The following is a 13,555-nucleotide window of genomic DNA, read 5'->3' on the forward strand; positions in this document are numbered from 1 at the left end:
AGCTCTAGGGCCCTCGGTGCTTTTCCTGTATTATTTATTTTTTATCAACGTTGTTAAGTCAGCAGGTTAATCGATGTCAGAACCAGTCATAATTTCAATGATTGCTTTCGGAGTACTTATTATTGTTTTTCTCTTGGTATTTATTTATAAAAAATACCTGCTTTTAAAGAAAAACCGAGAAGCAAAACAAGAACAAACTCAACAGATTAATAGAGTTCGCCAAGAAAAATATACTTATGTTCTTGATAGTCTTAAAGTATTATCGCAAGCATTGATGAGCGGTCAAGTTGGTGTTGTAGAGGGTTCGATTAGGGTTAAAGTATTGATCGACCATTTAGACCCTGAGTTCCATAATAAGAGTGCTTATAAAGTTTTTTCAGATGTGTTTAATGAAACAGAACATATACCCATATTAAAAGCATGGAAAAGCCTCGATAAGCGCACTAAAAGAAAGTATGAGAAATTCATGGCTGGTATAGAAAAAAAACATGCTGATGAAGTTATTGAAGCAGCAGGTGTTCTTAATTCCGAGTTGAATAGAGCTCTCCATTAAAGTGGATTTTATTGTCGTTTTTATTATCTGCCTATTCTTTTTGTTGTTACTTGTCATCGCTATGCTATTTGGTCGCCCACCGGTTTACCGTCCTACTCGCATGAATGCATGTCATTTGATTTCCGATCTATGTGACGGGAAAGGTAATGCTGATCAGTGGGTGGTGTTTGTTGGTGTTACTATCTTACATGACCCAGCTTTAGAGTGTATTCGTTTACAATGCTATGAGCTGGAGTTGCAAGCAGAGGAGCATCGAGATGTATCATTTGGTTCAGGGTGCTATCGGTACAACGATGAGGGCATGCAGCGTTTAAGCTTGATCGGCTTGGCGTTAAAGGAGTTAATAGATCAAGAGCCTACTTACCGATCATTTTGATGGTATAAAAAGCACTTTAGTTTTTATTATCTAGTAACCGTATTAGACGCCATATAGTTTTCCATATATCGTGCCAACTAATGGTGTTTGCTGTTATTAATTCTTGTAAATTCGATACACAGCATTCAATTTCGGGTAGTTCATATAGCCCTGAGATTCCTGCAATTTGATGATTTATTTCGCCGATAGTGTCAATTTCATAAGCTTTGAAAGCTGCTTGTAGCTGCTTACTTAATGATTGTAGCTCTTCCTCTAATTGCTGAGGCTGTATGCTATATTTTGTTAGGTCTGTCGTGTGTCCAGTAGGTGGTGTTTCGTTATGTTGTTTTTGAGTTTCATCTGTAGTGAGAGCGCAAATAGTTTCAAATAATTGTGAGTCATTAATAGGTTTTAGCAATACTTTCGAAACACCTGCTTCATATAAAGCTATATGTTCATTTTCAATAATGTTAGCGGTTAAGGCAATAATAGGAAGAGTTGGCCATAGTTCTTTGATACGCCGCGTTGCTTGAAAACCATCCATGATAGGCATATGAGCGTCCATTAGTACAATATCAGGATGTTTTTTTTCAACTAACGTAATTGCTTCTACGCCGGTCTTAGCAATAAATGTTTGAATATTAAAACTTTGAAGAATTTTCTTAATAAGAATGCTATTAAACTCATTATCTTCAGCAACTACCACTCTAATATTTTTATGTGGCGTGTACTGCTCAATATCTTTTTTCTTGATTTGAGTATTTATGTTTGATGCTTGAAAGAGATGCTTTGGCCTCGCCGGTTTATTCAAAACGGTTATGTTCTCACCCGTGAAAGGCAGGCTGGCGCAGTTGGGGGAGATAAGTATTAGCTCATTATTCTGTTTAGCAATACTGCAGACTGCATTGAAAGTTGCTTCTTGCTCCTTTTTATTGGCAGGAATACCTATAATTATAATCTGTCCATTCTGTGATAGGTCTGGAATATCTTCTACTTTATTTGCAGTAATTACTTCGTTTGTTTGTCTTGTTAAAATAGTAGTCACTGCTTTTCTAAGAGAGTTGTTTTTTTCATAATAAACAATGGTAGAACTTAACTCTGATGAATATGTAATACCTTTACTCTCGCTAACGGTTGTTTTTAAGGGCAAGTCTAGTGTTAAAGTAGTTCCTTGGCCTTCCTTGCTGGTCATAGAAAGCTTGCCTCCCATGATTTCAGTTAGTTTTTTAGCTATGACAAGACCAAGCCCAGAACCGCCGAACCGTCTTGTTATAGAAGTATCTGCCTGCATAAAAGCTTTAAATAGCTGCTCTAACTGTTGATGGGGGATCCCGATACCTGTATCGATAATGTTGATCGTGAATAAACTTTGCTTCTTATTTAGTTGCTTGCAGGTTAAGTGGACTTCAACGGATCCATTCTCTGTGAATTTAACAGCATTTGATATGATGTTTGATATAACTTGGCGGAACCTTGTAGGGTCTCCGATAATGCTTAGATTCTCTGTTTCAGGCAGGTGGGCAATTAGCTCTAAACCTTTATCATGAGCCTGGGGAGCTTGCATTTCGAGTACATCATAAACAGCATCTTCTAAACTAAATGGTATATGTTCTATTACGATGGCATCTTGCTGAAGTTTAGAAAAATCCAGGATGTCATCTATGATAGAAAGCAGCATTTGTGATGTTTGGTTGATGATTCTTATATGCTCTAATTGTTCATCGGTACAGGGGCTTTGTTTTAATAGCTTGGCGAAACCAACTACTGAGGTTAAGGGTGTGCGCAGCTCATGGCTCATTCTTGCTAAGAATTCATCCTTTGCTTTATTTGCTTCATCAGCACGCTTTCTTGCAGCAGCTAAAGCGCTGTTTTGTTGTTCTAAATGGTGCAAAGTGAATTGCAATTTTCGTGTTGCTAATTCTATTTTATGTTCTTGGTTTTTGATTGACTGATGAACTGTATCGGCTAGGCTATTTAGGCCTATGGCTAGGTAGTTAAACTCTCCTGTGTAACTATTCGTGATACGTGTAGAGTATTGGCCTGCTTGAATTTTTTTCATTGCTTGAGTAAGTTCAAGAATAGGTACGCTTATGCGTTTACCAAACCGTTGCGCTAAAAAGAATGTAAAGATGAAAGCCAAAAGTAATAAAGCAGAGTTAGCAATGAATATCTGTTCTTCTTTTTTTACTTTTCTTGATTCAGATATGACAACAATGACCCACCCGATAGTTTCTACTATTTGTTCCGCTTCTTGGAATTCAGAATTATCTAAAAAGGGGATGCCCGTGGTAATAATTGGCTGAGTGAAGTACCAGTGCTCTCCTTGCTTATATGTTTGGCCAGATGCTATTTGAATATCTACTGGAAATTTAGCTGAGCGCAACATTAACTCATACTTTCCATTTAAGAATAATATGTCGGATACATCTTGTTCTAGCAAAGGTCCTTTGCTCAGCGTTTTGAGTAACTCACTGTTATTTGTAATGAATCCGAATTCTGATGATGATGCAATCAGGCGAGCTAACAGTTGTCCTCGTTCTAATAAGGAGTGTTCCGCATCCTGCAAACGAGTGTAAGTTATATATCCACCTAGTAAAAAAGATATAAAAAGCAATGGAAGCAATGTTAGTAGCAGTATTCGCTTTCTAATACCTATGCGGAATAGCTGGTTAGGAGAGTTTTTAATGGTAACCTCCCAATTGTTGTTGAATTACTTCTGCATTATCTATTTGAATCCCAATTGTTTTAGCCGATGTTTGATTAACCTTTACAGTGAAGTATTTCGGATGCTCTGGAGGTGGAAGTAAATTGGTTGTTAAGTATGTATTGAGCGTTTCCGCTGCATGTTGGCCTATTTGTTCGGGTGAGGAGTATAAAGATGCAAGCGCGCCAGCATCGACATATTTTTCTGAAAAACCAATCAATGGTTTTTTTAATCGAAGTGCAATAAATAATGACCATTTAGCACTCGCTCTATTAAAGGCTGATTGATCGGGTATAGCTAAAAAAACATCTGCTTTTTGAATGATGGGCTGTAGTGTGTTTACTGGGTTGTCATTACTATTGAGTACGACTGAATTTACCGTAAATCCAGTTTCTTGTGCGGCATTAAATAAGCGCTGTCTTTCACTAATAGATGATGCACCGAATACTGTTCCTATCGTTGTACCAGAAGGGGTAAGTAATCGAGCGAGAGACAGTTGACGTTTCATGGGTTGATCTATGAAAATGGCGGTTGTGTTTTGTAAAGCTGATGAGGACGATTTGACCATTTTTTCATATACCCGTCGAGGAAGAAAGCTTGCTATAACAGGGAGAGAATGAAATCTTTCTAAGGCTTTCTTGAAGGCTGCAGATCCTACGGTGAGTATTATTTCAGGGGGTGTCTGCATGCCGTCAATGGAGTCTAGAGTATGTTCTTCAATAGTGACGGTTGTTTCTAGCGAAGACTTAATACTATCAGCTACTCTTTGGTAGACTTGTTGTTCTGAGCTGAGTATGAGTGTTATGCGTGGCGGATTACTCGCAGCGCAAAGAATAGGGATGAGCGTGAAGAGGGCAGTTAACACTGCCTTGTTCATTTTTCTTGTTATCCCTATCCAATATTGCATATGTTTAGGCTATCCATGCCAGATGTTTAAAAGTCTAATGCCATAGTTAAGTATAACCGGCGTTCAAAATTATTCTTTTCTTGGAACTGAGAGTACTGTTGATCAAAAAGATTCTTTACCAGTAGGCTGGTGCTGAGGTTTTGGTTATAGCCTGTAGGGAAAGATTTAGTGAGTTTAAAATCAACTGTTTTGTAGCTTTCGGTTAAGCTGCTATCTAGCCATTGAACCTCAGACATATAATTGAAAATCAAACTACTATCTAATGACTCCGTGAACTTGTGGTTAAGCAGCAATGTTGCTGTATGGCGAGGAGCTGTGTTGTCATACAACTTATCAGATTTTCTTTGGAGCTCTCCTCTTCTTTGTATACCCGTTATCTTCATAATGCTGTAAGCAAAATGGATAAGATCTTTATCGTTGGGTTTTATGCTTGCTTGAATTTCAAGACCACGCGATTTTCTGTCGGATGCATTTCGTAATTCCCTTACTTCATCTGTATAGCCCTGAGCAATTGAAAGTAAGTCCATTGGGCCTTCATAAAACCAACTATTAATTCCATTTGAAATGCGTTCGTGGAAGAGTTTTAGATCAATGAAGCCGCTTTTTTCAGGGAGCAGCATGAACAAACCTAGTTCAGCTGCATTTAGTTTTTCTGATTCTAGATCATCATTTGAGAATGCAATAAAATCGTAAGGGACTCCCTCAGGAAATATATAGGCACTGTTGCTGTTTTCTTCAAGTAATGACGGGGTACGAAATGCTTGAGTGGCAGCAGCACGTACGACCAATTTGTCAGTCAATTTATAATTAGAGGCAATTCTTACAGAAGTAGCTGGGTCTGTGATGGAAGAAAACTCAGACATGATGCCTGCGTTCCATGTAAGTTTAGCGGTTTGCTTCCATTCAAGGTTGCTAAATATGAAGTAAATCTCTTCATCGACGGCTTCATTGGTATTTAGTAAGGCGGGGCTGGTTGCTTTTTCGTAACGAAGGCCTAAACCGGAGGCTATAGTTAAAGAGGATATTGGTGAGTAAGTATGTTGGATCTCGCCTCCGAATGTTTCCGTGCTGCCATTTTCCGCACTGGTGACAACACTAAAATCGCTAACGTGACTGCTTGAGAAGGGGTAATTGCTGCCTAGTGCGTTAGCGACAAGTGCTAGTTGACTATTTAGCTTAACGAGCCCAGGGTCTTTTAAGAGTGTTGACGTATTAATCGACTCAGTCTTAAGCTTAAGGTAATTATGATATAGCTGGGTATTTAGCTCATGTGTTTCATTTATGACATGATTCCATTGAAGGTGCTGAAAATTGGAATATTGTTCTCTATCTTGGTAATCACTTAAACTGTCACCGCTTCCAATTCCCATGATTCCATTATTGAAACCAGCAGTGAAATCAATGCTGTCATAGAGAGATGGGGTGAATATTAGGTGTATGTTACCTAAATTCACATTCTCTCCGTCTTGCTGAAAATCAAAGCCATTATTTTCTTCATGGCCCAAGCTCAGTCGGTAATACAGGTTATTGGCTTTCCCACTAAATGATGCGGTGACTTCCCTCGTTCCTTGCTCACCCACTGTCGTTGTTAATTTGTGAGATGTTTGTTCAATGGGTGTCTTCGTGACTATGTTGATGGCTCCCATCAATGCATTTGAGCCATATGAAGGGACATTTGAGCCGCGAACTACTTCTATACGCTGGATATCGTTCATAGATATCCCTAACGTGTTCCATGCAACAGTAGACAGTAGAGGGATATAGACCGGACGCCCGTTAATGCGAATGTCTAAGTTTCTGGGAAACTCTCCCGATGCTCCGTGGTAGGTTACTGCGTACTTATTTGCGTTGGTTGTATAGACTTGAAACCCAGGCGCTAGTTTAAGTAGCTCGGCAATATTTGTAGCAGATGAGGCCTGAATTAACTCTTGTGTAATGACGGTTGTCGATACTGGTGCTTCTGATATATCTTGAGAAATACGTGTAGCTGAGACTATTTCTGGAATATCACTAAAAAAGTCTGTTTCACTATATCCGTAAGAGAGTGGGCTCATTACGGATAATGACGAGATAATCAGTAATTGTGAGAAACGAGTTAAGCGGGAATAAACCATAGAACACCTAGTATTTTAAAAATTAAATACGCGTACCGACATAGATAATGATGCCCAGCATAATTATTGCTTCGATAACAAACCCGTTATTTGTTAGTACCCAATCCAGCATGCTAAATAATGACTCAAAAAATACTAGAAGAATAACGAATTTAAAGAGAAGGGAGTAGTTTAAATTCTAAACTCTTCCATTAATCGTTGGATAAGCATAGTTCATTACTAACTAAATTAATCTCAGAGCTATGGTGGCGCCGTATTAAGCTCACTCATACAGTAAGCCCACGTACAGTAGTGTTGTCGTCAAATGTTTAGTTCAGGGTTACTTATTTTTTAGTGATGTTTTGTGCAGTGCAAAACATATGTTAATGTCATTCCTTAATAGATCTGGAATTAGGGTAATTGAAAGCGCCGATCCAGATGCTGAAGAAAATTATTTTCATAGGATAATGGATGATGCTGAAAGGTAAAAATGCGGTAATTACAGGCTCTACTTCTGGAATTGGTTTGGCTATCGCGAGAGGGTTGGCTGAACAAGGTGCGAATGTTGTTATTAATGGCCTGGGTACTCCGGAAGAAAATGAAGAAATACGTGCGGCAATAGAAGCAGATTTTAGCGTTAAGGCCCTCTTTTCGCCTGCGAATATGCTAAAGCCAACTGAAATTACAGGGATGATTACTGATGCAGAAAAAGAATTAGGCTCTGTTGATATTCTTGTAAACAACGCGGGTATTCAGTTCGTATCACCTGTTGACGAGTTTCCTGAAGCAAAATGGGATGCGATTATTGCTATTAACTTAACTGCTGTCTTCCACTCTACTAAAGCGGCTATTCCCGGTATGAAGCAACGTGGCTGGGGACGTATTATTAATACCGCATCTGCACATGCATTAGTTGCTTCTCCATTTAAGTCAGCTTATGTTGCTGCAAAACATGGTGTTGCTGGATTTACAAAAACTGTTGCGCTGGAGTTAGCTGAATATGGAACGACGGTGAATGCTATAGCACCTGGTTATGTGTGGACGCCATTAGTTGAAAAGCAGGTCGCAGACACAGCGAAAGCCCGTGGTATTACAGAAGAGCAAGTCAAGCAAGATGTCATGTTAAAAGCACAACCTACCAAAAAGTTTGTTACGGTTGAAGAGATTGCTGCAACTGCTGTGTTCTTATGCAGTAACGGTGCTGCTTCGATCACGGGCACTACCTTGCCTGTTGAAGGTGGGTGGGTAGCTCAATAATTGGTTAATTATGATGGCTTATGTAAAGTCACCTTTTTTTGAATGAAATACACTAACTAGGAATACAGCACTGATGCGTAAAAAGTCAGTAAATCTTGCACTACAGGGAGGCGGGTCTCATGGAGCCTTTACCTGGGGGGTATTGGATCACTTTATGGAAGATGGGCGTGTCAGTGTTGAAGGTATTTCAGGTACAAGTGCGGGAGCAATGAATGCTGTCGTACTGGCACAAGGCTATATGAACGGCGGTGCAGACGGTGCTAGAGAGTCGTTAGAAACATTTTGGCGAAAGGTATCTGAAATGGGAAAGTACAGCCCACTCAAGCGAACGCCTATGGATGTGCTTACCGGACGTTGGGATATGGAAAGTTCGCCTGCATACCTGATGTATGACTTATTAAGCCGAGTAGCATCACCTTATGACACCAACCCTCTGAACATTAACCCTTTACGAGAATTGGTTGAATCGAGCATCGATTTTGAAAAAGTCAGAGCTTGTAGTGATGTTAAGCTTTTTATCGCTGCGACCAATGTTCACTCAGGGAAAATAAAAGTTTTCGAACGTGATGAGTTAACACCTGACATGGTACTGGCTTCTGCCTGTTTGCCTTTTTTATATCAGGCTGTAGAGATTGATGGTGTTCCGTATTGGGATGGTGGCTATGTGGGGAACCCTCCTTTATATCCTCTCTTTCAAGGGACAAAGTCACGGGATGTATTGATTGTTCAGGTTAATCCTATTGAGCGAAATGAAACACCAAAAACAGCGCGTGAAATCCTTAATAGAGTGAATGAGATATCCTTTAATACCTCTCTGTTACGGGAGTTACGTAGTGTTGAGTTTGTACATCGGTTATTGCATGAGAATAAACTTGATAAAGAACATTACGCCGATATTTTAGTACATCGTATCGATGCGACCGAGCAATTAAACCCATTGTCCGCTTCTAGTAAAATGAATGCAGAGTGGGAGTTCTTGACTCACCTTCGTGATATTGGTCGTGAATCAGCAAGAGTGTTTCTTGATGCGAACTATGATGATTTGGGCGAACGTTCAACGTTAGACCTTGTGAAAGAATTTTCATAAAGCTGTGTGATACTGCAGTAATAAAAGAAGGAGCCTAGTGGCTCCTTTTTTATTTTCAAAAAACTTTAGTTCAGCTTGGCGAGGACAGTGCTGGCGACGGCAGCGGAAGAGGCTGGATTTTGACCTGTGATGAGCAACCCATCTTCGACAACATAAGGGCTCCAATCAGCTCCTTGGCTATAGAGGCCGCCTTGTTTCTTAAGCTCGTCTTCCAGTAGAAATGGAACTATCTCAGTTAAACCAACGGCTGCTTCCTCGGTATTGCTGAAGCCTGTGATTTTTTTCCCTTTGAAAAGAAACTCACCTGCAGCATCTTTGGTATTCAGCAGCACGCTGGGTGCATGGCAGACAGCAGAAACTGGCTTTCCTTGTTTCAAGAAGCTTTCTATCAGTTTGATGGATACAGTATTGTTCGTAAGGTCCCACATAGGGCCATGTCCACCGGGATAAAAAATAGCATCAAAGTCATTAGCAGAAACGTCGGTTAGTTTGATTGTGTTGGCTAACTTAGTTTGCAGTACAGTATCTTGATCAAAACGACGAGTGTCGTCTGTTTGAAAGTCTTCTAGTTCACTTTTTGGGTCGATAGGAGGCTGCCCCCCTGCTGGAGATGCTAGTGTGATATTAGCTTGAGCATCAGAGAAAATGTAATACGGAGAGGCAAACTCCTCAATCCAAAAACCTGTTTTTTCTCCAGTGTTACCTAGTGTGTCATGTGAAGTGAGTACGAAAAGAATATTCATTGTGTTTGTTCCTCTATACGGTTAATCAAAAACTAACTCAGTTTTACTAGCATTTTGCCTATATTCTTTCCGGTAAATAGTCCGATAAAAGCGTTAGGGGCTTGTTCAATTCCTTCAAATACAGTTTCTTGTGCAGTGATTTTTCCTTGCTGTATCCACTGCGTCATCTGCGTAGCAAAGGCTGGGTATTCACTCCAGTGATCAAAGATGATAAATCCCTGTATGGTTAGTTTTTTAATAATTATCTGAGATAAATTTGTTGGCCCTGCTTTCGGCGATGTTGCGTTGTATTGGTCGATCATTCCGCACACAGCAATTCTGCCATAATCATTCATGAGATTAAGAACCGCTTCTAAATGCTCACCGCCAACATTTTCAAAGTAGACATCAATGCCCTGTGGACAGGCTTGGGCAATGCTTTCTTGTAAGTTATCAGTGGTTTTATAATTTACAACAGCATCGACACCCAGCTCATGTGTTAAGTAGTGTGCTTTTTCATCAGATCCAACGCTACCGACAACAAAACAACCTTTTAATTTGGCAATCTGGCAGACGATTGCTCCTACTGCACCTGATGCGGCAGAAACAAATACGGTATCTCCCTCTTTAATATGAGCAATCTTTGTAAGCCCAGTGAATGCAGTCATGCCAGGCATACCAAGTACGCCTAGAAAGGCTTGGTCTGGTATTTCTGTTTCTGGCAAAGGCTGCACATCTGTTCCGTCTGTCGTGAAGTACTCTCGCCATCCGCTCATGTTGGCTACTTTACTGCCCACAGGAAGCATAGGGTTATTTGACTCCATTACTTGTCCAACAGCTCCGCCTGATAAGGTTTCATTTAGAGCAAAGGGTTCAATGTAGCTTTTGCGTTCCAGCATACGGCCACGCATGTAGGGGTCTACAGACATCCACGAGTTTTTAATGAGAACTTCACCCTCTTTTAAAACATTTACAGGTACAGTAACAATGCTGAAGTCTTCCGGGGTTGGGATGCCTGAAGGGCGGCGAACGAGCTGTATTTCACGGTTTACTTCGATATACATATTCATGCCTTGAAAAGAGTCGGTGTCAGAGAATATGGCTACTGTAATCTTCAATACGACATGCATCCAATGCATTATAAAAATAATCATCATGATTATAGGTAATGAAGAATTGAAAAAACTATTGTGCATAGGTTGCAGATTTTGGCTTTAATCTGTTGCTAGAGGAGGGACGTGCTATATAAGCCACTATCCTCTATCTGCACTCGCCGTGGCTTTGCGCTTGAGAAAGCCCTATGTGGGAAGTTTAAAAAGGTCAGTATTTATGTGTGTGTGGGTACGCTATCGAGTGTTTCTGCCGGTAGTTGTTCGCTGACAAAGCGTTGCATCAAAGTGTTTAGTCCATTCGCTTGATCGTGCATTGAACCTGCTGCAGCAGAAATTTCTTCCACAAGTGCTGCATTTTGTTGAGTAATGTCATCGATCGAGATGATGGAATGATTGATTGGAATAATAGCGTCGGCCTGTTCCTGGCTAGCTTCGCTGATTTGCACCGTAAGCAAGGATACTTCTTCTATGCTGTTGGTGATGTCTTCAAGAGCATTAGATGACAGCTGAACTTGCTCTGTACCTTCTTTGATTTTCTCGGTGGTATCTTTTATCAGTTCCTTTATATCGCGTGCAGCTTGAGCAGACTTTTGAGATAAGCTGCGAACCTCACCAGCGACCACCGCAAACCCACGCCCTTGCTCGCCAGCCCTTGCTGCCTCAACCGCAGCGTTAAGAGCCAATAGATTTGTTTGAAAAGCAATGCTATCAATTAAACCGGTAATTTCTGCAATATGTTTGCTGGATGCTTGGATTGCTGACATGGCTTCAATAGCACCTGTCATAACGTCAGCACCATGAGCCGTTATTTGCTTGGCTCGGTTCACCACTTTGCTTGCTTGGGCCGCATTGCTTGCATTGGTTTGAATTGTTGTGCTGATTTGTTCTATACGGATGCTGGTTTTTTCTATTGATATGGCTTGCTCTTGGGTTCGTTCAGATAAATCGTTATTGCCTAGAGATATTTCCTGAGTAGCGCTGGATACATCTCTGACAGCTGTTCGGGCTTCGTTGACCAATTTTGAAATAGAGTGCTGGCCATGATTTATGGCTTGTTTCAGCTCATTAAACTGCCCTTTATAATGCCCATCAATCCGCGCTACTAAGTTTCCTTTGGATTGTAGTTCAGCAACAAGTAATGCCTCAGATGTCGCCGCTTTTACCGCATCTAATGATTCATTGAGGTTATCTTTGAGAAAGTGTAGCTGGCCAGGCAAGGCGCTTTCAATTCGTAGATCGAATTCGCCTTTGGCCATAGCCTCCATAATATTATTAACTTCTCTAATTGCATTGCCTATATCTCGCATGGCTATTTGCGTAATACTGACTATCTGCTGATAATCACCGGGAAGCTCGGTCTTTATAGCAACATCAAATTCACCGGCAGATAAGCGCTCCATTAATTGTCTGAGTGTTTCTAGACTTGTCTGAGTTTGTTCGGCATTGCTATTGATTGCCTGTTTTAAGCCGTCAAGATCCCCTCGCAAAGTACGTGTCACTCTTGTTGAGAAGTCCCCCTCGGCTATCTTGCTCATAACAATTTTAGTATCTGCTAATGCATTTTGAGTGCCTTGTAACAGTTGGTTAATAGCTTTGCTGGCTTGTCCTATTTCATCTTCGTTTAATATGCTTAGGCGAGCAGAGAAATCCCCGCTTTCTTCAACGTGGCGTATTGTTTGTGCAAGTTGAGAAATGGGTTGAGTTATTTTTTGTGAAATGCGCCAAGCCGCCAAAGAGATAACGAGAATGCCAAAAATACCAATAAGAATGATCCAGAGCTTTAAAGTGGCGACGGCCGAAAAGGCTTCCGCTTCATCAATCTCAACCAATAACCCCCAGCGCTCGCTTCCAACATTAATGGGAGCGTAAGAAGAGAGTACAAGGTTACCGTTGTAATCAATTATTAGCTGGCTCCCTGTTTCTCCCTTGATGGCCGCTCTTGCTGCCTCTGTTGTTATTTTTCCGGTAGAGGGGTTAGCAAAGGACGCTGCAACGGAGTGGTTTTTTGGATCAAGAAAGGAGTCAGATCGCATGAGGAAGTCAGAGCCCACAAGATAAGATTCACCGCTGTCTCCCATCCCCTCACGTATACCCATAATGTCATTAATAGGCTCGATAGGGATTTCAAGCACTACAACTAAAGCGAGCGTTCCAAGTGCATTATAAACAGGTGCGCCTACAAATCGCTCTGGGGCCCCTGCGCTTGCTTCGTAAGGTGAAAAATCTACTTCCGTGTAGCGTCCCGTTTGCATTATGGTTCGAAAAAGGTCACTCAGGTGTGATTTTCGATAAGACCCTGTCATCAAATTTGTAAGATAGTCTGGTTTTTTAGCTGCGGAATATGAGATCAGCCCACTAGGCTCAATTAATAGTAAATCGTCATAGTCATGATTATCTAAGTAGGTATTAAATAAATTCTTTCCTGCAGCGCGCCCTGTTAAGTTCTTGTTTGCTATGGCTTGTTGAAGGGTGCCTGTGTTTAAGAGAGTGCTGAGTGTAGCTGCAAGGCTAATAGTATCTCGACGGCTAATAGCCATAAAGTTTTCTATTTGCCGGGCTTTTATACTACGAACGGCATCTAGCTGTTGATAACTTTGTTTTGATAGAGAGTCACTGGCTTTATAAATAGAAAGCATTGCTAACACTGTAAACGGAACGATGCCAACCAGTAGAAAGCTGATGAGCAGCTTTGCACTTATATTTAAGTTGTTAATTAGCTTCAAAAAAATCTCCAAATAATCGTGTTTAGCGATTTCGTTATGTAT

10 protein-coding genes are annotated in these 13,555 nt (G+C 40.7%); 4 read left to right on the top strand and 6 right to left on the bottom strand.

The features are described from left to right. Window positions 1-73 precede the first annotated feature (73 nt). Both QZZ55_RS18805 and QZZ55_RS18810 read left to right on the top strand, forming a co-directional pair. The gene (locus QZZ55_RS18805) at window positions 74-553 is read left to right on the top strand and encodes a DUF2489 domain-containing protein (protein WP_293268963.1); all 480 of its coding nucleotides are present in this window, start codon (window positions 74-76) and stop codon (window positions 551-553) included. Between the two features lies 1 nt (window position 554). Then, window positions 555-929, top strand: coding sequence for a hypothetical protein (locus QZZ55_RS18810; protein ID WP_293268964.1), 375 nt, complete (start codon window positions 555-557; stop codon window positions 927-929). A gap of 16 nt (window positions 930-945) precedes the next feature. Here QZZ55_RS18810 and QZZ55_RS18815 read toward each other — a convergent pair whose 3' ends face one another. The 3 genes from QZZ55_RS18815 to QZZ55_RS18825 are packed head-to-tail and all read right to left on the bottom strand — an operon-like array spanning window position 946 to window position 6,633. After that, window positions 946-3,531: an ATP-binding protein gene (locus QZZ55_RS18815; RefSeq protein WP_366512353.1), complete on the bottom strand. Its 2,586-nt coding sequence runs from the start codon at window positions 3,529-3,531 to the stop codon at window positions 946-948. Between the two features lie 58 nt (window positions 3,532-3,589). After that, entirely contained in the window at window positions 3,590-4,489 is a 900-nt protein-coding gene (locus QZZ55_RS18820; protein WP_293268965.1) for an ABC transporter substrate binding protein, read from the bottom strand. Window positions 4,490-4,545: 56 nt separating this feature from the next. Further along, window positions 4,546-6,633: a TonB-dependent receptor gene (locus tag QZZ55_RS18825; protein WP_293268966.1), complete on the bottom strand. Its 2,088-nt coding sequence runs from the start codon at window positions 6,631-6,633 to the stop codon at window positions 4,546-4,548. 450 nt (window positions 6,634-7,083) lie between these two features. On the opposite strand from QZZ55_RS18825, the gene QZZ55_RS18830 reads away from it, so the two are divergent. Together QZZ55_RS18830 and QZZ55_RS18835 are read left to right on the top strand one after the other, a co-directional pair. Then, a complete protein-coding gene (locus QZZ55_RS18830; RefSeq protein WP_293268967.1) occupies window positions 7,084-7,869 on the top strand; it encodes a 3-hydroxybutyrate dehydrogenase in 786 nt (261 codons plus the stop codon). Between the two features lie 73 nt (window positions 7,870-7,942). Next, window positions 7,943-8,956: a patatin-like phospholipase family protein gene (locus QZZ55_RS18835; protein ID WP_366512354.1), complete on the top strand. Its 1,014-nt coding sequence runs from the start codon at window positions 7,943-7,945 to the stop codon at window positions 8,954-8,956. 65 nt (window positions 8,957-9,021) lie between these two features. On the opposite strand, the gene QZZ55_RS18840 is transcribed toward QZZ55_RS18835, so the two are convergent. From QZZ55_RS18840 to QZZ55_RS18850, 3 genes are all read right to left on the bottom strand, one after another. Further along, window positions 9,022-9,699, bottom strand: a complete 678-nt coding sequence (locus QZZ55_RS18840; protein ID WP_293268968.1) for a type 1 glutamine amidotransferase domain-containing protein — start codon at window positions 9,697-9,699, stop codon at window positions 9,022-9,024. A gap of 32 nt (window positions 9,700-9,731) precedes the next feature. After that, entirely contained in the window at window positions 9,732-10,796 is a 1,065-nt protein-coding gene (locus QZZ55_RS18845; protein WP_293268969.1) for an NADP-dependent oxidoreductase, read from the bottom strand. Window positions 10,797-11,005: 209 nt separating this feature from the next. Beyond that, window positions 11,006-13,555 (bottom strand): methyl-accepting chemotaxis protein (locus tag QZZ55_RS18850; protein ID WP_293268970.1); only part of this gene is annotated, 2,550 nt, incomplete at its 5' end.

The organism is Neptunomonas sp., assembly GCF_016744175.1.
Taxonomy (GTDB): Bacteria; Pseudomonadota; Gammaproteobacteria; order Pseudomonadales; family Balneatricaceae; genus Neptunomonas.

Coding starts and splice junctions, on each gene's coding strand:
- QZZ55_RS18820 (WP_293268965.1), bottom strand. CDS start 4,489: ATGAACAAGGCAGTGTTAACTGCCCTCTTCACGCTCATCCCTATTCTT.
- QZZ55_RS18805 (WP_293268963.1), top strand. CDS start 74: ATGTCAGAACCAGTCATAATTTCAATGATTGCTTTCGGAGTACTTATT.
- QZZ55_RS18825 (WP_293268966.1), bottom strand. CDS start 6,633: ATGGTTTATTCCCGCTTAACTCGTTTCTCACAATTACTGATTATCTCG.
- QZZ55_RS18840 (WP_293268968.1), bottom strand. CDS start 9,699: ATGAATATTCTTTTCGTACTCACTTCACATGACACACTAGGTAACACT.
- QZZ55_RS18830 (WP_293268967.1), top strand. CDS start 7,084: ATGATGCTGAAAGGTAAAAATGCGGTAATTACAGGCTCTACTTCTGGA.
- QZZ55_RS18835 (WP_366512354.1), top strand. CDS start 7,943: ATGCGTAAAAAGTCAGTAAATCTTGCACTACAGGGAGGCGGGTCTCAT.